The following is a 21,551-nucleotide window of genomic DNA, read 5'->3' as shown; positions in this document are numbered from 1 at the left end:
TTGACATGCTTATATACCAAAGGTAAGTTACTATTGGTAGGTTACCTTTGGTATATAGAGTACGTTTGCTTACGCCATCCCGCAACCAGGAGTCGCCAAATGCATGCTTTAATCGTCGTTTCTCACCCGGATTCACACTCTCTGAGCCACAGTGTCGCTGCCGCCATGGCGAAAGGGATTACCACTCATCCGCAACACACCGCAGAGATTGTCGATCTCACCACCGAAGGCTTTAACCCGACCTTCACCGCGCAGGACTTTGCCGCGTTCAAGCTTACCGCACCTGTCCCGGCGGATATTGTGGCAGAGCAGGCTCGAATTGATAAGGCTGATGCGCTGGTGCTGGTGTTCCCGGTCTACTGGTGGTCAATGCCCGCACTGCTGAAAGGCTGGATTGACCGCGTGTTTACCAACGGTTGGGCTTATGAAGAGACCGCCGAAGGAGAGGTGGTGAAAAAGTTGGGCCGCCTGCCGGTCCATGTTATTGGCCTCGGCGCGGCAAGCCAGGGCACCTACGACCGGCACGGCTTTACCGCCGCCTTTCACGCGCAAATTGCCCACGGCATTCTTGATTACTGCGGTGCGCAGGTGAAAGCGTCTGAGCTGCTATTACTGCCGGAACTGGGAAGCGGGGAGGCGTATCTGGATAAAGCGTTGACGCTGGGGCATGCCGTTTTCGCATAGTTGTACGCTGTTTTGATACCGTCTCAAGGCCGTAGTTCACTCTGCTGCGGCCTTATGTTTGCTGCGAAAATATATGTTTTTAAATATGTTTATATTGTGGATGACCATCATTCCTATAACATTCAAGAATGTTATTTATTTTATTTTTTTACCGTTCAGACGAAATTTGCTGCGTTAATGTTAATAAATGCACGTGCTGAATCGACGCGCACGTGATTTTCTTGAGGATTGACATTGCAGAGGTAAATTATTCTTTCTATATTGACTTCTTTCCTTTTAGTGCTTAACTATTAATAGCCAATATTTTCCCATCCTGACATGCGTTGGTAACATAACCTGCTCATTATATTAAAAAGGCCTGCTTGTGATTCATTTCTGAGAATGTGTGGTCTGATAATTATCACAATACCAGTAAAACATACCTAAGCTTGGGTTGTTTTTTCTTGTCTCTATTTAATCTTCCAGGTTAGTTGTTATTTAAGTCAGTCTAACATCGAAATTGTTTGATGCTGAAATATCAGATATTTTGGTGTGTTAATTCCTGTGCGCCAGGAAAGATTCATTTTTATATAACCTATTACTCTTCAATCAGTAAGGAGGAAAGTACCTTAATTTATTTTGCTCGGCTGTGAACGTCAGAATGTCATTCTAATTTCAAAAAAGGAACTACATGATGAGTACAGAACCGATTAAGATCGCGTTGAAAAAGAGTAGCGGACATTACGTTACTGTCGACAGTGGGGCTAATCTATTAGCGGCGACGAGTTCAACGTGTGGAAACAATGAAATTTTTCAGTTGGTTTACCAGCAAGACATGATCTTTGCTCTGCAAGCGTTTAATGGAAAGTATGTGACAATTAAGCCGGGCGAAAGTAATTCATTAGCCGCAATAAGTGACTCGGTGGGCGAAAACGAAAACTTTGAGATGTTCAACTGGCATTCAGATGAGCAAATCGTCCTGCTGGCAGCGAATAAGATGTATGTCGATATCAAGGCCGCAGGTGCTATTTTGCAGGCCAACTCTCTGAATCCAACGGACGATGATATCTTCGAAATTATTCCCCTTGATCAATCCGGCAATCCGCTCCCGCTCAACGAACCCGATACGCTTACAGAGCAACCTTCTGTACATGTGTTAAAAGCGGCTGCGGCAGGAAGCTCTCCTTCTGTGTTTACCGTCTGCTTTAGTGGCACCGCCTGTACTCGCGATGAAGGTGAGGTATCACGTCCTGGTAGTGATAAAAATATCTATTGTCCGAATACGGGTTATATTCCGGTACGGATCCACAAAGAGATCAGCGGCTCATTACAGGCCGTCACGCCGAGTATTTCTGTTCGTGGTGTAGGTGAGAATGATTGGGCGGTTCCCCGCAACGACAGTGAACCGCTGGTCTTTAATGGACCACTTGATGCAGATTCCAGCCTGCTTAACTATGTAAAAAGCTACTCAGGCGGCGACCAGTATTCTTATGCCACTCAGCTTGATGGCTGGTCCGCCCCGGCACTGGCTTTGCATGGCGCTAACATCGCATGCAAAAGTGGCAAACAGCAGTTTAATTTTATCGGACACAGTCGGGGAGCCGTTGAGTGCATCATGGCGGCCTGGTTTATCTATGCCTACGGTTCGGAGCAACTCAAAAAAATCCCCATCAATATTTTTGCGATCGATCCTGTTCCCGGGACTGGCCAGTGGTACAGCATGCTTACGCAGCTTCCCCCCAACGTGGTGAATTATGTCGGTGTCTATGCCTGGGATATGTGCATACAACCGGGTGATAAACCCTTTATGGCACTGGTCCCTCGTCCCAACGGGCTCATGACAGGAAAAGACAATACCGCCAAAATCTACAACTCAGTTTTATGGTGGGACAGATGGAAATACATCGCGGATAACGCGCAATTGACCGACCCTCTGGAGAAAGGCAATTATCCGCAACCCGTGGGCTATACGCTGTACGCCATACGCGGCAGGCACAGCACCGTCGCGGGAAATTACACCGCAGACGCAAAATATGATGCGGCAAACGTATCGGCTTCGGTCGCACCCGTACCTGAGCTTATCTACAAAATGGCACGCGGTTATCTTACTCAGTGGGGCACCGTTTTCCCGACGGCGAGCGCTGTAGGTGAAGATGTTGTTCCGCTTCGACAGGCTATCAACACTGACCACCGCGATTTCGACGCGATGGGCGGAGGAGAGACACGAACCAGCTCTCTTCCCTACCGACCATATGTGCGCAGAGTTTCTTCCATTTATGGAATCAACCCGGCAAATAGCTACTACATGGATAACGTTGTTGGCAACCCGCCTTATTCAATGGCCTACCCGGTCACGAATGAACGAACCGACGCCGGATGGGTTAAATGGACGTTTTTATAATTCAACGCCCAGCCAATTAACGGACATACCTGATTATCATTCACAGGAAAGATTATCATGAGCTATGCACTCAATTTAGTGGGAAATCCGTCTTATCTGTCTGCGCCAAATAGCACGGTTTATAATTTTGGCACAGGTGACTTTACGCTTCAGTGCTGGGTAAAAACCCGCGCATCCGGCACCGTTATTTCACGCAAAGCAACCGAAGGCGGTGCCGGTAACGGTGGTTTTTTGCTGGTCATTAAACCTGGCGGTCTGGTTAAACTCGCGACGGATAATGGATTTGGCTTCTATGAAATTAATACGGTTGCCACCCATATCAGTGATGGAAACTGGCATTTTTTAACGGGTGTTCGTCAGAATAGCCAGCTCTCTGTCTATGTAGATGGCACGCTAGTTTCATCAAGCCCAAAAAACAATATTACACCACCTGTCAACGTGAATAACGCCTTGCCACTGTACATTGGGGCCACGGCGCAACGACAAGAACAATATAATCAATTTAATGGCGAGCTTGATGAAGTTCGCGTCTGGAATATTGCACTATCCGCAGCGCAAATTAGCACGCAAATGAATCAGCCGCTGACTGGCACGGAGCCAGGCCTGGTGACTTATTACACTTTCGCCGGACAGAATGCGACGGACCAGTCACCGAGCCATAATAATGCGAGCCCCGTTGGCGCTGTCGCATATTCCGCCCCCGGCGTTTTTTCCGGTGAGGATCTGCCTTTTATCGACCGGGTTGAACAGGCCGTTAAAGGCTATTTCAATCAGTTAAGCGGCCCGTCGTATATTCGTATTATGGATACACCCCATATCTGGGGAATGGATTTCGGGCGGGATATTATGACCCAGGCCCGTAATCGACAAAGGGATTTCTCCCGGGCCATTGATGAAATCATTCAAAAAACCAAATTTCGTTGTGATGTGTCCTCACTAAATAGTCCGGATCCGGACTGGCAGCGGGTGATTTTTGGCGCCATTGATACCTGTTTAACTCAACGCATGGGCAGAACTCAGCCGACACAGTTCCGCTTCTTTTTTGGCCAGACCCCCACCACGCCGGTTGGCGAACCGGCTAACTATACCGAGTTTAAAGCGGGGCTGATTCGCCTGATTCAGGAGCGCGGTAAAGAGTGGGAAGTGATGCCCGAGATCTGGATGGGGCGGTTCTATCGGCTCGGTGCCGGGATCATTTCGGCGATTCAGGCCAAAGTGTTTGGTAGCGCAGTGATTGGTGTCGACGACACGAAAATGACGTGGAACCACACCAAAATTATCAGCATGGATGGCACATCGGCACTGGTTGGCGGACATAACCTGAATATGGATCTGTTTCGCAGCTATCCTCCCGTGCACGATGTGTCGGTGGTTGTACACGGCAAGCCTGCGCAGGGGTCGCAGCTTTTCCTAAATCAAATGTGGGTATGCGGCAAAGACCTGATTACCAAAGAGACGCTGAACGTAAGCAACCTGAGCTGGCAAAACAAGGATAGCGATCCCACATTACCTCGCGACCCCTTCGTGCAACCTGAGGTTGCGGCTTATCTCGAGGGCCAGCAAAAAGCGATTATTGCCCTTCATAAGGGGGGCGTTCAGCCTGATGGCGGCGAACAGGGGGTAAACCATGAGGAGTACGCCCCGGCGAGCCTGGACATTCGCGATCAGGATTTAAAAACGCTGCTGGATCTGAAACTTCCGGTTTTCCCGCTACGTGTAATCTATACGAAATATGCCGGATTTGAAGAGTACAAACTCGCCACGCGTAATCTGGTGCTGGGGAAATACTGGAATGGCCCTGACCCGGCAACGAGCTTTCAGAAAGCGGCAGAGATCATGAAAGAACAGCTCATCAAGCATGCCAAAAAGACTATTCGTATGTCGCAGATGGACCTGGTGAGCGCATGGAAGAAAAACTGGTCCGATCATAAAGTTTGTCAGTGGCTGCTGGAGGCGTTACTGAATAATACGGCATTACAGGTGCAAATTGTCGTTTCGCCGCTGGATGCCGGGGCTGGCGCGGCGGGCGATCAATATTCTTTTGGTTCTGGTGCCTCCCGAACATTCGAGCTGATGGAGTATTATATGACGCATGATGTCGCCACGGATGCGCCCATTAGCGACCCTGGCGGTATACGTGCTAATGCCCTGAAACGTCTGCATATCGCGCCGCTGTATTACACGGATAAAGTCCCGGCGAACAAAACGCAGGAGGGGGTGACTTACAAATGGCCGGATCTGAGCCCCGAAGGTTACACGGCAACCCTGAAACAGCCGCCGCTTTCCGTTGAGCCACCGGTGAAAGGTGTTATCGGCAGTGCCGCCTGGGCAGTGATCAATGCCAGTGGTTACATCTATTCCAAAGTGCCCTCGGCACCGGGCAACCACGCCAAGATTATGATTATCGATGACGAGGTGTATGTGGTCGGTTCCGATAATCTCTACCCAGGCTTCCTCTCGGAGATTGATTATCTTGTAGAAGGGAAGGATGCGGTCAGCCAGATGATCAATTCGTACTGGAACCCGCTGTGGCAATATTCCGGCCCCCACAGTATTTCGGGCTCAAGCGATATCCGCAGCAATTACCTCACGCTGATGGAACCGCTTGGGGTGAATGGCACGTTGATTTCCAGCAATCGGCAATATTTCGCCATCATGCAGGCCGATGGTAACCTCTGCGTTTATCAGGGCACACCCCATAATCAGGGTAAATATGTCTGGGGCAGTCAGAAAACGGGGCCGGGAGGACAGTTCTTTACAGTGGTGCAAGCCGACGGCAACCTCTGTACCTACTTTGGTACCATGGGTAACCAGGGGAAATACCTTTGGGGTACACAGCGGCTTGCCGACGGTGGCAAATTCTTCCTGATTATGCAGGATGACGGCAACCTGTGTGTCTATAAAGGAACCGGTCCGCAAGACCAGGGCGCATTTGTCTGGGGTTCGAAGAACTGAGTGTTGAATTGTCTCGCAAGAAAATTCAAACCCGCCCTCAGTTCATCAGGGCGGGTTTTTTAATGAGTCAGGTGCGCATGTAATGGCGTTAGCGTTACATCGTGTGTATTTAACGCTCAGAAAATGAGAGGGCAATTAACTATGCCAGTTTCACATAGCATTTCTGCTAAACGCGAAACGTTAAATTTACGCATCAAACCTGCGAAGCGGGAGCTAATTGATCGTGCCGCGAAAGCCAGAGGTAAGAACCGAACTGATTTCGTTCTTGACGTTGTCCGCGCAGGCTTCGCACGACTCAAGGAGTGAAGCTGCTCTTGGCAAAAACTGCCGCCCACATCGCAGGCGGCAGCGGTCATCAGAACAATACCGAGTAGTTCAGGCCGAAGGTACGACCGCGGCCTTTGTAGGTATACAGATTCTCAGCACCGTAGGTTGGGCTATAAAGGCCCGGTGCGCGTTGTCCCCAGGCGGTGGTGTAATCTTCATCCAGCAGGTTTTCGACGCTAAAGCTCAGCTTGCCCACGGGCAGTACATAGCTGCCTAACAGGTCAACGGTGTTATAGCCATCGATGTGCTTACCGGCTTCGTCAGAGAGATCAAAGGTCTGGGTACTTTGCAGACGCAGTGTCCAGTCGCCCGGCGCCCAGGTGACCCATGCGCTCATTTTCGACGGGCTTGCACTGTCGACCGTCAGCTTTTGCCATTTCCCGTCAACGCGGGTTTGCGATTTAATGGCGTTAAAGTTCGCGCCGGTGCTCCACTCGCTATCAGTAAAGAAGTAATCCACCTGGCCTTCAACACCATAAATACGACGCTGGTCATCTTCAATATTGATGGTCATGTCGGTTTTATTGATGTTGATGGTTTTGTCAGAAAGTGAGTAGTAACCAGCAATTTGGGTGCGCAGATTATCCCCGGTGAAACGCCAGCCCAGCTCATACGCATCGACTTTGATACCGTCGAGTTTTGAGTCGTTGACGTTCACGCTGTTGACCAGACGATAGTGCCCATTACTCAACTGGTAGGTGCCGGAGCCGTAGTATTTCGCCAGATCCGGGATCTCAAAGCCTTGTGAGAAGTTAAACCACAACTGCTGGCGATCCGTCAGATGACCCAGAATGCCTGCGTTAAACAGCAGGTTGTTGTAATCGGTTTTCCCGCCCGGCACCGCGTCTGCTGAGGTGGCTCTGCCTGTGGCAATCGCCTGCTGCTGCGCGTAACCAATAAAGTCATCGACCCGGTTTTCTGTGTATTGATAGCGCACGCCGCCGCTCAGGGTGATAGCTGAGATGTCGTAGCTACTTTGCAGGAAAGGGGCGAGGTTGGTGATGCTGTAACCCGGATAACGCCCGACGTTCCAGGCGTTGTCCAGCTTCATGCCACCGCTGGCCGCCGCTTTGTTAAGGTCGAAAAATTGCTGGTTGGCGTCGAAAGTTTCATGTTCGGCATCCACGCCCCATGTCAGGGTTAAATCCTCCAGTGGCTTGCTGTTGATGGTCAGCTTGCCGCCGTAGAAATCGGTCTTTTGCTGCGATGCGCCAATACTGGTCACCCGGCCGCCGGAGAGGGTAGGGAAGGGGTAGAACGTCAGGCTTTCATCACGGTAGTAAATCTGTGCGAGCAGGTCCTGGCCCCAGAAATCGGTGTTGGAATATTGCAGGTTGATCAGGTGGCGCTCGGTGCCCGGAATGCGGTCGGAGTCGAGGTTGTTTTTGTTGTACGCTTTGCCAGAACCGGTTACCGCCGAGAAATTCTCGCCAAGGTACAGGCCGTGCTTACCGTCGGATTCGCTTTTGTAATACTGAGTGGTGAGCTGCAACTGCTGATGAGCGTCGATATTCAGCGTACCGGTGCCCATGACATCCAGACGGTCTGAGTACTGCAGGCCGGTCTGGGTGTTATCGATATTGACCTCATTCCCTTTGCCGTCATACCAGCCGCCAAAGCGCTGATACGCCACCGACAGGCGTCCGGATGCATTGTCGTTGCCGCCGCTGACCGCCGCCGCGACGTTTTCGTCATTATCGTTATGGCTGTTAAAGCCCGTCTTCATGCCGGTCTGAAACTCGACTTCTGTTTCCGGCTGGCCTTTTTTAGTCACGATATTGATTAAGCCACCGGTACTGCCGCCGCCGTAGAGAGAGGTTGCGCCGGAGATAACTTCAATGCGGGCGATATTAAATGGATCGATTGAATCAAGCTGGCGGCTGTCGCTGCGCGAGGAGTTTAAACGTACGCCGTCGACCATCACCATCATCGAACGACCACGCATATTCATACCGTAGTTGGTGCGGCCCTGGCTGCTGACATCCATACCGGGAATCAACTGCGCCAGCACTTCTTTGAACTCTTTACCGCCCTGAACCTGCTGTTCAATTTCCGCCTGTTCAATGACCCAGGTGGTCTGCGCCATGTCGGTAATGCTGTGATTAGCACGGCTGGCGGCCACCACCAGTGTCTCTTCTTTTTGACCTTCAGCTGCGGCATTTGCGTTTAACATCATCAGTAAACAAGGACTTAACGTCCAAAAGTAACGAGGTTTCATTATTGTGGTAATCCTGATTAATCCAAAGGTACGGCGGCGTTGATTCTCCCGTGCCGCAAGCGCATCACCTTAGTGGTGATAGTGATTATCAAGATGATATGAATTATCGTTACCATGTAAACAGTTTATGTTAAAAAATATTTCTCTAATGGCATGATTTTTATGTGGTTTATGGTGCGGGAAATAGGATGTTTGGCGAGTCTTTAGAGTTAAGGGGGGTAACCCGGATAAGGCGCAGCCGCATCCGGGAAAGAGGGCGCTGAATGCTCCCCCTCACACCGATTTTCTGCCTGAAGGAGAAGGGGAAACCAAAAGCAAAAACCCGCCTTGTGGGCGGGTTCTCTGAATAGTGGTGCCCGGACCCGGACTAACGCCGGAGGCGTTGAACAGCGCGCGTGTCGCGCTGGCCCCGTAGGGGTGAGCCGCTTGCGGCGAATAATCGAACGAAGTTCGATGAAGAGTCCGGTCGCAGAAAAGCAAAAACCCAGCCATAGGCTGGGTTCTCTGAATAAGTGGTGCCCGGACTCGGAATCGAACCAAGGACACGGGGATTTTCAATCCCTTTAAAACTGCTTATGAACTACCTACCTCCACTTCAGTGGCAAGACATTTTGACTGGATTTTTTTGCTAAAACGTTTCCCCTACTAATGCATCATACTTATATAGCTTATAAAACAATCAATTCGATCCTACCAGAATCCTACCTTGTGATTAGTATCATAGCTAAGTTCTCTTAAGAGGAGGATGATCAGCGTCTGTCTGTAGGCAAAGCAATTGATTTGCCTATGCACGGATATGACTTGTCACTAGAAGGGTTTAATCTGCCTTCAATGATATTGCAAATGGGGACCTAGGGGCTGGGGCGGTAGAAAGAGCAATGGAGCTTATTCAGGTGTCGCTGCAAAGAACGCTTTTAAGGTAAATTAAACTCTCTTGTGGTCAATGCTACAAAGTTTGATTTATAATCAAAGATGCATCTTAGATAGCTTAAAGTAATCTAGTGAGGAATATATGGCATTAGACATTCGGGGCGGGTTAAAAAATACTAAATTAAGTAAAAATCCGTATGTTGTTTTTGAAGAGCTGATTTCAAATTCAATTGACTCATACTTGATTCGTAAATATTACGATCAGTATGCTCCCGATATGAGAATTGACATAGAGGTTGATGTATCTAATGCTGGAATGTTTAAAGATACGGCTAACATGGAAGTTATATGTAAAGATAATGGATGTGGATTAGGTGATGAGCAATTAAAAGCATTTCTTACCATGGATACATCATATAAAGATGATTTGTCTATACCAGGGATAGGAAAATGCAAAGGGGCTGGGAGAATACAGTATTTTCACTATTTCTCAGTGATAGATATAGCGAGTGTTTACACAATCAATAATGAATGTTTTAAACGTGAGTTAAGCTACGTTGATTCTAAAAAAGAAATTACAGAATCAGATGTCATAACAGCTCCGTGTGACGATGGTATGATTGGTACAAGTATCAGATTAAGCCATTTGAAAGATCAAGTCTGTACAAAAATAACTAACTCTGAATGTCTCTCTGAGTCTTATTCTGCGAATGTTTTAAGTAAAAGCATGTTGCTCTCTTTTTTGCAAAGACTAATTGGTCTGGAGGAGCAGTTAGGTGATTTTGAAATAGAATTTAAGACAATAAAAGATAGCGAAATAGTTGAAGTTGCAAGGCTAAAACGTGACGATTTACCTGGTGTGACTAGTGTGGATACTGTTTTCGTTCAAGAGTATGATGCAGAATCAGGTACATACTTAGGTACGTCAGAACTATTCAAAGTATCTCATTACAAATTAGATTCAAGAAAGTATGGGCTCCCCAAAAATTCGATAGCATTATGTGCTAAATCATCACCTGTAAAAGATATTACATCAAGATATCTTCGAAGTAGAAGTGAGCAGAATAATGCTGTCAATGGATTTCATCATATAGTGATGATTGAGAGTGAGTATTTAGATCTTCATGTCAATGAGCAACGAGATGACTTTGATAATATACCAGAGGAATTTGTTCACTCCAAGCTTTTTGCTAATGAGGATATTTCATACTCTTCTATTTATGAAAAAATAGATCCTATAATTAGACAGATGGTTGGACCTGTAAATTGGAAAAAAGAAGATGTAATAAAAACTATAATTAACAATTTTGGTATTAGTGAAAAGATGCTACAAGAAACATCGACACGAATTGTGTATGGAGATACTCCACAAGATGTTGCTGAACGAGTTCTAAAGAAATATCAAGAGAAAGTATTAGATGAAACAGCAGAGATAATGAATCTCAAGGAGGAGATTGCTAAGTCTGAACCCGATACTGATGATTTTAGAGAAAAAATAAATAATCTATCTTGGAAGTATACTGCTTCACTAAAAAATATCGATATGGCTAATCTTTCCCAAGTAATTGTTAGGCGAGCTGCAATAATTGAGGTGCTTAGTTTAGCTTGTGGACAAGGCTTAAATATACAAGCTCAAATTGAGGGCTCAAGGCGAAAAGATGAAAGAATTATACATAGCATCTTTTTCCCAATGAGAAAAGACTCAAATGATGTTACTGATCATGATATTTGGCTGTTAAGTGAAGAATATCATTATTATGACTATATTGCTTCTGATATGCCATTGTCTAAGCTCAAATGGGATGATGGAAGTAATATTTTTTCTAGTGAAATTGATGTGGAAATGCAGGCTTTGCTCAATAAACGGTCTAATGATAATGGTGCTAAGAGACCTGATATTGCGATCTTCAATAAAGAAGGTTCTGTTATTATTGTTGAATTCAAAGCCCCTGGTGTTAATATGGATGAGCATGTAGGTGATCTTATCGAGTACTCTCATCTTTTAGCAGCTAAATCTAATGGCAGATTAAAGAAGTTTTACGGATATCTGATCGGTGATCGTGTAAACCCTCTCAGACTTAATGGTTGGACTAAGTTTCCTTTAGGTAACGGGTGGTTTCAATCCAACCCATTGCAAGATCCTACTACTGGCGTGAAGTTAGGAGAAACTTATTTTGAAATATTGCATTTTGAAGATGTTATAGAGCGTGCAAAAAAAAGAATTGGAGTATACCAAAATAAGCTTAATCTCAAGTTGGATATTGATGAACTCAACCTCATGTTGTAGTTAACAATAATGTGAGTTGGCTCAGATTGAACTGATGAGCCCATGGCGCATAATTAAATATTATCTTCTGGGGTTTTATGAGCAAGAAATATAAGTATTGTTAATCGAGAGTTCATGCTGTTTTTAAGCGAGATAAGTTAATCTTGGTGCCCTAAATGACATGTATAAAAAACAAGAATGGTGAAAAAATTGACAGAAAATATCCCTGATTGGTTTAAGCTAACAGAGTTGGCAATCTCAGAAACAATGGAACGTGTATCTGAGTCTTTATCTTCAAATAATTTCCCATTGCAGGTTAAAAATTGTCCATTGCTGGCTCATTGGTTTGTTCTTGATAGCTTATCTCTTGCAAACCAAGCTAACAGAGAGGGTATGCATGCAAACGCACTTGTAGCAACTCGCCAATGTATTGAGGCTATTAGCGTTATTGAACTTGGTATTTGTGGGCATCCTGAGGCTCATCTTGTCTTATCAGAATGGGAGCAGGATAAGATTACGCCCGGGAAACTTAGAGCATGGTTACAGGATAATGTATGGATAAGTTATGGTTCTGGATTATGGAATGAACCTTGGGCTATTTTCATGCGTGAATTTGCCAAATCAATTCAATCTTATGCTCATTACGGAAGAGATTTAGCGCAGTGGCAAATGAAGCTTCAAAGTATGAGTGGTGATAAACTATTTCTTGAAATAAAACCACGAGCATATGACCCCCAAAAGGCTACAAGAATTACTCTTTATCATGCTTTGTTAACATATATACTTGGACGACAATGGCTTGCGAGAAATCAGGATGATAAACAATTTGGAGAGCTCATAAGAGAATTTGGAGAGGCTCTTGGAAAATCCTATTACTTTGATGGGAACACAACTAATTGGAGTCAGCAATTTTGGGCGATGCTATGGGATAACAATGGAAATACTATCCTTGAATGATAAAGTTTGTATTTGTCATGTATTTGTCATGTATTTTATTGAGTAATGGTCGGTGGCTTTTATTGTAATTTACACGCGTATTTTTGTATGCAGTTAAAATTAGATTATTTAGTTTGATGATTTAATTACTTAAAAATAATCACATCAAGTCTGAATTAATACATAGCATGTCAAGCAAATACTGTGCTTTCAATAACCACTATAATTTCAAAGAAATTATAGTGGCATTCCTTATTAATATTGAATGTAAATAATTCTTAACCGAAGAGGCATTATTTAAGGCATCTGAATAATTGACGACTCGGTTTGTGTTTTTCATTCGGGTAGTATCGCATTGCGGATTCACAAAGTGATGAAACCTGTCTTGCTATGTTTTTACCAAAGTTAACAAGAAGACCATGTTTTATCTTTTCGTCATATGTCCTGACTCTGATGATAAAACTGAACTGATAAATGACTATGCCAGTGAGGTCATTACCAAACGTCACGCTGGCGGCTCTGTTTATTTCACTTTCATAGTCTCGCAGGTCAGTGTTAAGTCTTGCTGTTGCATCTACAAGTGCGTATTCTTTATCGATAATCATAACTTTCTCACTTATCATGTTAATGTGATTTAATCATCACTAATAATATGTTGTAATTTTAATTATGATTATTCGTCTGTTTGCTCCCGTAATGCATTATCTGATGAATAATGTTCATGTGGGGTAACGCTTCCATAAAGTCAGACTGTTCAATCAGCGAAATAAGCGCACTATCGATCTCAAACGTCGTATCCGGTAACACCTCAACCAGCCTGATTCGGGACAGGGAGATAACGAACACACCCGATAAAGTACATCCGGCAAGAAACCACTCCGCATGGCTGCAAAGCAGACGATAGGGATGAACGGTATGGCTGACGTTTTCGTCGGTTCTGATACGCACCTTGGTCTGGTTAAGTATGGCGAGCGTTAGTCTGCTGAAATCACCGAACAGCGTGGGTTTCTGGCGTGGTTCCGGAAGCATAATCCTGTAGGGTGAAGGGTGCTCCCCGTCAAGCAGAAGGCTCAGCAGTTTGGCATCCATCGCGGGTAACAGACGGTCGAGATGCAGTAGTCTCGCCAGTATTTTCATATCCCGTTCCGTGCGGCGACGAAAGTAATGTGAGGCGAGCTGATACACGCCGTTTGCCTGTTCAATATCAAGATACGTGAGGCGGACATTGAAATCCCTCCGCAGCGTTCGCGTTGTTACCCCGAATTCTTCTGCCAGCGTCCCGATATGCAACTTTTCACCCTGAAACAAACGGCTCAGGATGATGGAAAGGCGGGTTGCCAGTCTGTCATGTTCGTTTTCTTGTGTTATCAGCGTCATACATCGTTCCCGAATTTTGCCCGGAAATGATGCCAGCAGTAGCGGACAGGATTTGTCCGCCCTCTGAAGTTTTTTAAAGCCTGAAAATCTTAAATGTAAGTGCTAAGCGTCAGTATTCTCAGGTGAATAAAGATGCTTCTGGCGCATGTAGGCAATAAAAATACAGGATGGTAGCGTCACCCGGTATGCGGGACCGGCTAAATCTATCAGCAGCCAGAGAGAACTTAGCACCCAGCCCACGGGACCTGCAAAAGCTCCCATGGTACGTGTCAGCATGGCATTTCCTGCAACGGTCAGCCCTCTGCCTAACAGGGCTTTCGCCACGCCATTCGTCACAACAAGTGCCATCTGATAGGCCGCAAACCCGGATGTTTTTATCCCCGCTTGGATTGCCATGGTCAGCAGCTCCGGCGTGGGGTTGCTGTAGCCTGTCTGCAATTCTTCCGCCACTGTCTTTAGTTGATCGGGCGTCATCTTCTCAAGGCTTTTCTCCAGGATCTTCATCAGCAGATTCATTTCAATGGTTTCAACACTGGATTTGTTGTTGTAGTTCACCTTCATTTTATCGCAGGCATCAGTAAGAATTTCCCGGTACAGTACCCCTTTACCCCAGCGGAGCAGCGTGGCGAAGCTGTTTGCTCCAAATGTCTGAACCTCGGCGGCAATGGCATCCCAGTAACGCGGATGATTGGGCTTGTGTTTTTTATACTGAGGATCGTAAGTCAGCGTTTCCGTGATACGTGCCAGTCCGTCTTTCGGATCGCAGATAAGCACAGAAACCAGTAAATCCAGATCGTCACGATGACAGTGGCGCAGAAACTCAAGGTCAGGGTCGTGTCGGTAGGTAGCCATATTTCACCTCATAGCGGATATTGAACCTGACAGTTTAAGGATGTCCCCGGACAGGGCGTGTCCGGCTGAAAAAGAAAAAGTAAAAAAAAACCTGCCCGAAAGCAGGTTTCTGTTCACCAGATATTGTATTCCGGTTACTTTTTACGCCATTCCTTTTCCACTTTATTCGCGAAGGCATCGCACTGACGCGCATATTCCGGGTTATAAAGCAGCTCCGACTGCGAAAGCTGCATGGCGGTCATGCTGCCATTACGGGCATTTGATTCGAGCCAGGTTCTGCCATAGGTTTTGTTCATCACCTGGAGCACCCGGTTGAATACCGGTCCGTTGAAGCGGGCATTGAGATTGACGCCTTTTACCTGAAGGCCGCTGTCACTGGTCTGGGTCAGTCGGGTGGAGTACATCGCGCAGAAGGTCGAGTTGGTAATCATCTGAGCGTCAGCCTGCTCATCGGCAAATGCACTGTGGCTGAAGGCGGAAAGCAGAATGGTTGCGGTTAACAGTTTAAGAATTTTCATCATTTTCCCTTATGGATTAAAAAGCGGAGACAGCCTGCCACACGGAGTGGTCAGGAGATGTCCGGCAGAGAAAAAAGTCAGGGTTTCAGCGAGGGAGCCAGTCGCCAGCGGTGAGGGCCAGCGGATTCAAGCACAAAGGCCAGATGAGTGAGGTCCCGTCTTGCAGTACGGGGAGAGACGTCAAATCGTCGGGTGATATAGCGAACAGATATTGTCTGACCGTAAAACAGCACCATGGTCAGGCGGATAAGCCGTTCTCCCTGTCCGGTAGCGTGTTGCCTGCGACGATTAACGTTCATCGTTGCCATACGCGCCATCGGTCCCCTTTCTGAAATCTATCGAGGTGCCTGGCAAGCCATATATCAGCACACGATTTTCCGGTAACGCAGCGGGCAGTAAAACGGTGGCAGTTAAAGTCGAGCAGGCTGTAGGGATAGCGCTGACCCACAGCCGCCTGTGCCCGTTCAGCGGCCTGCGTACAGCCCTGTGGCGTTAAATCCATACAATCGGTATACACCGAGATAGCGGAGTTCCAGCCATCGAGCCGGTCAAGAAACTCATGAGCCTGACTTCGGATAACGATGCCGTCGCCGTCAAGATGAATGATGTCACCGTTACCTACATAGATACCGCTGTGTGCGGCAAGGCCAAAAAGCAGTTCGCACTGCACGATACCGCCGTAAGCCGGTTCATCGACGCAGGACAGAATGCAGTTATCGATAAATGAATCCACGAAGTTAAGCAGCAGAAGCCGGTACATAACATTCAGTTCCTTACTTCGGGGGAGAGGGGGGATGCGGGGGAAACGTAGTGAATACTCAGCTTTCCCACAAAATACGGACCGTGAAAACCCCCATATCGTGGTACGTCATAAAGTTACTTTCCCACAGCGACCAGAACTCACGGGCGTCGGCATGAGAGATATCGCCACAGCGGGAAAGCCATGTGTACTGATGCGTCCAGCTCACATCAACATCTTTTTCAAGTTCAGGCCACGGATGCCCTGCATAGTGAAAATCGGTGACGTAATTGAGCTGCCAGTCTTCTCCGGCAGGAGTGAGGCGTATTTCGACCGGATGCCAGCCACCCGTTTCCGGTGAGTATTCAGGGTCACGAAAGTTAATGGTTAATCCGGTGATGGGGTGACGATGGGGCGGTTTTTGCGCAACGATACCCAGAAGCATTTGGGTGAACGACCGGGAGAGCGGCAGCACATAGCCGCCCTGCAATATAGCGGGTGATGACATAGTGAATTTCCTTTTTAAGGGGTATGGAACACAGAAAAAGCGGGGATTAGTCCTGGCTGAGCGTAGCAAGCTGCGTCATACGATGCTGCCAGTCGGCATAACAGCGGTGCATAAAAAGCCTGCTGCTGTCCGCTTCGATAAGACAGATATCCGGGCTTCTCAGTACAGCGGCAAGAAACCCGGCGTTGTTGGTGCTGCCCTGACCAAACAGCGGGCGGAATACACGGGACGGGAAACTGTCCTGCTGCTGTTCAAGAATGGCGTGAATAGCATCAAGCGTTATCCATTCACGGGAGAACAAGCCTCCTTCGCCATTGGCGGTTAAGCGCAGGGCAAGGCTTCCGGTTTCATCCTCCTGACCCAGCTCATACGTCAGCAGTCCCTTACTGTGGGGGCTGATTTTCTCTGCTTCCCCGCTGTAGAACACGGTATAGCTTTCGGTGACAGCGGCTTCGGTAGCGACTTTTTTCTTACTCATGGTTCAGCGCCTCAATCAGATTATGTAGCTCAGTGATAACGGTCGTGTCCGGGAACACCAGATAGATGCCCTGTCCGTTATCGCAGACGATGCCGAGCAGGAGGTACCAGCCATCATCAAGCGCGGTGACGTATTCCGGGTTAGCCAGTGCGACTGCCAGCAGCGGGTCTTCAGGGAGCGTGTCATCGTGGTTGAGATGCCAGAGCAGGGTTCCCGTTTCGTTCCAGAAACCGGTAAACAGGTCGATATCATCGACAGGGCCAAGGATTTCATTGCTGAGGGCTTCCAGCGCGGAGGCGGGCAGTTTGAGTAGGGGAATACTGGTGGGGGTAGTGAGTTTAAACATGGCTTTCTCCATATATTGCTGATATTCAATGAAATAATATGTTTCTCATGCTGTTGCCATTACGGAGATTGATTCGCCGGATGGCATTTACCGGGGGGCTGGTAAAAAAGATGAATATTCTGGAGGCCTAATTTTCGGAAAAAGAACACGATCCGTTTTGGCAAGGTTCTTCAGGGCGAAAACGATCTCACAATGGTTTTCGCCCCAAACCTCAGGGGATTTATACATCAGAAGAAATAACTGTATGATTTTTATAGATAAAACTTCAAATGATATTTTTCTTATTTGAATTTTTAATCTGTTTATAAGTGGCTTGAATGTCTTTCCTGACATAATGTGCTGCTTTGTCGATTTGCAGTAGCGATTAGTCATGAGTAGTATTTCATTATCGCTGGCCAGCGTCTCTTGTAATTTGTTTCTGACGATTTTAATGAGACGAACGCGATATGAAGTTATATCCCTCCACAAAAAAGGCGAATCAGCCATTAACTAAATCCGTTATTGCGGAAAGCTGTGCCCGTGCATTGCATGAAGGCCGGGCAGTAGAAGTCAGTGATACCAAACTAACGGGTCTGAAGATAATTGCCTCTCCTGCTAGTCCAGGTGAAGCCACATTTATCGTTCGCAAAAGTATCTGTGGCGAAAATATCTATGCGCGTATTGGACGATATCCTGAGATGTCTGTTGCCGAGGCCCGTGAAACTGCATCAGCAGTTATGACCAGCCTGAAAGATGATCGTAAAAAGCACGGTAAAGATTACCGTAAGATTAAAAAAATGGACTTTAATGGTCTTCTGGAAATATACGTTGAAGAGGTTCTGAACAAAGGTATTAAGCGTTCAGCCAGGACAGACCTGTCTAAAATTCACAAGTATCTGCTCCCTCGTCTTGGTGATAAAAAAATCGCCGATATGACGGAGGCGGACATTGTTGCCTATCTGCATGATCTCGATCTGAAGCCTGCCACCCGCAACCGCCATCTGGCGCTCATTAAAGCGGTTTTTACCTGGGCTATACGCATGGGATACATCAGCCGCTCTCCGGCGCTTTATATCAAAGCGCTACCTGAAGTGACGTCCGATCGCCGCGCCATGGATGACTTCCAGCTTCAGCGCTGGATGGAAGTCTGTGAGCGCTGGCGTAATGGTAAACCCGATCATGAAGCCCTTGCTCTGCTCATGTTCCTTGCCCTGACGGGGCTGCGTCTGGGGGAAACCCGTCATCTTCGTCTTGAGGATGTGGACTGGAGTCGGAAGGTTATCACCCTTCGCCATACCAAAAACGGCAAACTCCGCCGTGTACCGGTATGTGACAAGGCTTTCGTTCTTCTGACAGAACAGCGTCAGCATCTGGGTGATGAAGGCTGGGTATTTCCTGGCAAGGGTACCGACAATCCGGTTTCTGAGCCGCGTCGCCTGCAAAAACGCCTTTGTGAGGCTGCGGGTATTCCACCGTTCACCATCCATGAGATGCGTCATACCTTTGCGACAAAACTCATTGAGAGCGGGGCCGACATTCACACCGTCAAAGACTTACTGGGTCACAGCACTATCAAAGTAACGGAGCTTTACTTGCACGCTTCCCCGGCGCGTTACCACGAAGCTGTTGACCGGGCGATGGCAGATTTGAACCTTGTAAACATGACTCAATGAAAACATTTATAGAGCAGGACATGGCTTATACCGTTATATATTTTACAGGACAGAATTAATGACAATTGAGACTAAAACATTATCAACGCTACCACCTGCGCTTTCACCACTCGCGAAAATTATTTCAAATATGCATCGTGAAAACACCGACAGGTCAGATGTAAAGAAGTTGCTGAGAAAAGCTTCACAACATAAAGATATCGATCCTTCCGTTATCAAAGAAATGGTATTCCGTGAGGGATTGCCGGAGGGTTATGGAGCCAGTGCAGAAGCGCTTTATTCACTCTCAGGTAAGGCCCCGGTACCCTTTACGTTTACACCTGTATTTCCTTATGCGAAATGCTTTTCTGCTGATAGTCAGTCTGATATGCAGCTGTTGCTGGCCGCAAGGAATCAGGCTGGAAAGATTATTTCTATTCGTATCAAAATGGATGAACTGTATGCCGATATTGATCGGGTAATGGCCTCTCTCGCTCACAGAGGCGTTGCGATTGATCCTGTTCGTAAATATGAACTGATTAGATTCATTCTCAAGTGCATGGATATGAAGTTACCGTGTTATCTGGTGACGCCATCTATGGGGATGATCGATAAGAAAGCCGCCTTTTTGCACGGAAAAACTCCTGTTTTCTGTCACCTTGACGGATTTGAAAATATTATCCCGGCTTCTGTAAAGCGTATCCCCGAAGGGATTAAGGAATACGGTGAACTAGATCAGTGGCAGGAACTTATTGCTGAACATGCAAAAGGCGATTATCAAATTTTTGCCATCATGCTCTCTCTTGCATCCCCTTTGCTTGGGCTTGCCGGGCAGGATATTGCTATATTCCATTTCTATGGTTTTTCCACGACAGGAAAAACAATCCTGCTGCAACTGAGTGCATCGTGTCACGGGTATGGAGGAGATGCCGGAAGTAACGGCCCGTCGCTCATTGCCCGGTGGAATGCCACAAGCAACGGTATCGAGAGTCATGCTGCTTTACAATCCGGTACCGTGGTATGTCTTGATGAATTAGGAGCATTTTCCGGAAAAGAGCTTTCCTCCCTGATCTATAACCTGACATCCGGTGTCTCAAAAATTCGCATGGATAAAACGCAGGAGATGCGCGAACCGTTAAGGTGGAACTCGTTCTTTGTGTCTTCCGGCGAGATTTCATTTTCCCATAAGCTGCGAGAAAAAAAACAAAACCTGCAGGGCGGTCATGAGCATCGGGTTATCAATCTCCAGATTTTCCCGAAAGATGCCGGAGCCCCTGGAGAGGGGCCGGAAATTATTCGTCAGCATGCTGACAAACTTAAGTCGGGACTTGAGCGCTTCTGTGGGACGGCTGGACCCGCTTTTCTCCGTAGCCTGCTTTCTCAGACTGATGAAGAGGGGCTTCCTGTGAGTTATCAATGGTTACATGAATCCGTTAAAGCTAAGGTATCAGAATGTGAAGGCCTGCTTCTGGCTGAGCTGATTGATGAAGGGTATCTCCTGACGGATGTTCAACTCCGTGCGCTTCGACGCTTTTCTTTCATAATGGCTGTAGGTCTGATGGCGCAGGAACTGGGTATCTTGCCTTACTCTCCGGAACGAATTGCGACCGCTGTATGGGAAATAGTTATTCGTTGGCTGAGTGATACCTCTGTGCAATATAACCCGGTCCAGCAAGCATTGATTGATATTCAGCGTGATCTTGTTAAAAGGGAAGGGGCACATTTCATCGGCCTGAAAGATCGTGAGAGCCGTAAACCCGGAAACCACTGGGGATATATCCATCATACTAATGAGGATTTTTTAATCTTTGCTCCTGTATTTGAAGAGTGGTGCCAGAAACATTCATTAAGCGCTCGAGAAGTCGCTAAGGAGCTGGCATGCCGAAAACTCCTGCGGGTAGAAAGTAAAGGGCATTACAAAAAGCGTCCTCTTACTGGTATGGATAAGTGTTACTACCATATTAAGCGGGAGTTTATCAGTGCTGATTTGAATTGTGCTTAGAGCATTATCTGAATGTAGTTAACTAACTTATCTTTAAACTTATTATTCTGAATAAATGAACAGAAGGGGAACCCCATGACTGATTTCTGCGAATTAAATGAAATTCACACTTTTCCAGGTGCTATTACAGGCTGTGAAAATATTCGCCCACCATTTACGCCTCATGGTCTTATCATGACGCAGGCTAAATGCAATTTCTATGATATCTGTAGGGAAGTGACAGACAGTGAGTATCCTGAATTAAAAGCAATGATTAACCGAAATGAAAATATTCGTTTCTTTGCCAGTTATATTTTCAAAGGTAACGTTCGTTATGATTATCTTGGCGAATTTCCAACACTATCAATCGATCAGGCTCGCAATAAAGCCCGATATCTTGCCAGAAGTAATGAGGATGAGACCGCTTATGAATACATCCCATTCTGATTGATGAGTTTACCCTCAAAAAAAGCAGGGGCATTTGC

General features: G+C 46.8%; 19 protein-coding genes and 1 pseudogene. 9 read left to right on the top strand and 11 right to left on the bottom strand.

Going from position 1 to position 21,551, the window contains the following annotated elements; all coding sequences use genetic code 11:
* The first annotated feature begins 99 nt into the window (after positions 1-99).
* The 4 genes and pseudogenes from ABIB59_RS13115 to ABIB59_RS13100 form a co-directional block, all read left to right on the top strand.
* Entirely contained in the window at positions 100-684 is a 585-nt protein-coding gene (locus ABIB59_RS13115) for an NAD(P)H-dependent oxidoreductase (RefSeq protein WP_354035717.1), read from the top strand.
* Positions 685-1,354: 670 nt separating this feature from the next.
* A complete protein-coding gene (locus ABIB59_RS13110) occupies positions 1,355-3,064 on the top strand; it encodes a fascin domain-containing protein (protein WP_125123867.1) in 1,710 nt (569 codons plus the stop codon).
* 57 nt (positions 3,065-3,121) lie between these two features.
* Entirely contained in the window at positions 3,122-6,019 is a 2,898-nt protein-coding gene (locus ABIB59_RS13105) for a LamG-like jellyroll fold domain-containing protein (protein WP_169038826.1), read from the top strand.
* Positions 6,020-6,160: 141 nt separating this feature from the next.
* Positions 6,161-6,301 (top strand): annotated as a pseudogene (locus tag ABIB59_RS13100) (type II toxin-antitoxin system TacA family antitoxin); the annotation flags it as partial.
* 73 nt (positions 6,302-6,374) lie between these two features.
* Here ABIB59_RS13100 and ABIB59_RS13095 read toward each other — a convergent pair.
* Complete coding sequence (locus ABIB59_RS13095) at positions 6,375-8,564, bottom strand: TonB-dependent siderophore receptor (RefSeq protein ID WP_169038827.1); 2,190 nt, start codon at positions 8,562-8,564, stop codon at positions 6,375-6,377.
* A 1,012-nt stretch (positions 8,565-9,576) separates the two neighbouring features.
* On the opposite strand from ABIB59_RS13095, the gene ABIB59_RS13090 reads away from it, so the two are divergent.
* Positions 9,577-11,721: a hypothetical protein gene (locus ABIB59_RS13090; RefSeq protein WP_354035715.1), complete on the top strand. Its 2,145-nt coding sequence runs from the start codon at positions 9,577-9,579 to the stop codon at positions 11,719-11,721.
* Positions 11,722-11,910: 189 nt separating this feature from the next.
* On the top strand, positions 11,911-12,657 hold the full coding sequence (locus ABIB59_RS13085; RefSeq protein WP_354035713.1) for a hypothetical protein: 747 nt from the start codon (positions 11,911-11,913) through the stop codon (positions 12,655-12,657).
* A gap of 272 nt (positions 12,658-12,929) precedes the next feature.
* On the opposite strand, the gene ABIB59_RS13080 is transcribed toward ABIB59_RS13085, so the two are convergent.
* The 10 genes from ABIB59_RS13080 to ABIB59_RS13035 form a co-directional block, all read right to left on the bottom strand.
* Positions 12,930-13,241: a hypothetical protein gene (locus ABIB59_RS13080; protein WP_354035711.1), complete on the bottom strand. Its 312-nt coding sequence runs from the start codon at positions 13,239-13,241 to the stop codon at positions 12,930-12,932.
* A gap of 58 nt (positions 13,242-13,299) precedes the next feature.
* Positions 13,300-14,013, bottom strand: coding sequence for a helix-turn-helix transcriptional regulator (locus tag ABIB59_RS13075; RefSeq protein ID WP_354035709.1), 714 nt, complete (start codon positions 14,011-14,013; stop codon positions 13,300-13,302).
* Between the two features lie 102 nt (positions 14,014-14,115).
* Positions 14,116-14,865: a YaaW family protein gene (locus ABIB59_RS13070; RefSeq protein ID WP_354035707.1), complete on the bottom strand. Its 750-nt coding sequence runs from the start codon at positions 14,863-14,865 to the stop codon at positions 14,116-14,118.
* 134 nt (positions 14,866-14,999) lie between these two features.
* A complete protein-coding gene (locus ABIB59_RS13065) occupies positions 15,000-15,386 on the bottom strand; it encodes a hypothetical protein (RefSeq protein ID WP_233610853.1) in 387 nt (128 codons plus the stop codon).
* A 74-nt stretch (positions 15,387-15,460) separates the two neighbouring features.
* Positions 15,461-15,700: a DeoR family transcriptional regulator gene (locus ABIB59_RS13060; RefSeq protein WP_072059255.1), complete on the bottom strand. Its 240-nt coding sequence runs from the start codon at positions 15,698-15,700 to the stop codon at positions 15,461-15,463.
* Positions 15,679-16,143: a lecithin retinol acyltransferase family protein gene (locus tag ABIB59_RS13055; RefSeq protein WP_200037227.1), complete on the bottom strand. Its 465-nt coding sequence runs from the start codon at positions 16,141-16,143 to the stop codon at positions 15,679-15,681. Before ABIB59_RS13055 ends, ABIB59_RS13060 begins: the two co-directional genes overlap by 22 nt.
* A gap of 58 nt (positions 16,144-16,201) precedes the next feature.
* Positions 16,202-16,630, bottom strand: coding sequence for a DUF2787 family protein (locus tag ABIB59_RS13050; protein WP_200037229.1), 429 nt, complete (start codon positions 16,628-16,630; stop codon positions 16,202-16,204).
* Positions 16,631-16,676: 46 nt separating this feature from the next.
* Positions 16,677-17,108 (bottom strand): hypothetical protein, encoded by a 432-nt coding sequence (locus ABIB59_RS13045; RefSeq protein WP_354035704.1) that lies wholly within the window; start codon positions 17,106-17,108, stop codon positions 16,677-16,679.
* Positions 17,101-17,454 carry a hypothetical protein gene (locus ABIB59_RS13040; RefSeq protein WP_354035702.1) on the bottom strand — a complete coding sequence of 118 codons (354 nt, stop codon included), beginning with the start codon at positions 17,452-17,454 and terminating at the stop codon, positions 17,101-17,103. The genes ABIB59_RS13045 and ABIB59_RS13040 overlap by 8 nt, the downstream gene beginning before the upstream one ends.
* A gap of 87 nt (positions 17,455-17,541) precedes the next feature.
* A complete protein-coding gene (locus tag ABIB59_RS13035; protein ID WP_354035700.1) occupies positions 17,542-17,940 on the bottom strand; it encodes a hypothetical protein in 399 nt (132 codons plus the stop codon).
* Positions 17,941-18,131: 191 nt separating this feature from the next.
* On the opposite strand from ABIB59_RS13035, the gene ABIB59_RS13030 reads away from it, so the two are divergent.
* The 3 genes from ABIB59_RS13030 (at position 18,132) to ABIB59_RS13020 (ending at position 21,513) form a co-directional block, all read left to right on the top strand.
* Positions 18,132-19,106 (top strand): tyrosine-type recombinase/integrase, encoded by a 975-nt coding sequence (locus ABIB59_RS13030; protein ID WP_354035699.1) that lies wholly within the window; start codon positions 18,132-18,134, stop codon positions 19,104-19,106.
* A gap of 58 nt (positions 19,107-19,164) precedes the next feature.
* Entirely contained in the window at positions 19,165-21,087 is a 1,923-nt protein-coding gene (locus ABIB59_RS13025; protein WP_354035698.1) for a DUF927 domain-containing protein, read from the top strand.
* A gap of 75 nt (positions 21,088-21,162) precedes the next feature.
* On the top strand, positions 21,163-21,513 hold the full coding sequence (locus ABIB59_RS13020; protein ID WP_200024184.1) for a hypothetical protein: 351 nt from the start codon (positions 21,163-21,165) through the stop codon (positions 21,511-21,513).
* Positions 21,514-21,551 lie beyond the last annotated feature (38 nt).

Source organism: Citrobacter sp. UYEF32 (assembly GCF_040546205.1).
In the GTDB taxonomy this organism is placed as follows: Bacteria; Pseudomonadota; Gammaproteobacteria; order Enterobacterales; family Enterobacteriaceae; genus Phytobacter; species Phytobacter diazotrophicus.
This window is presented reverse-complemented; position numbering and strand designations above follow the sequence as displayed.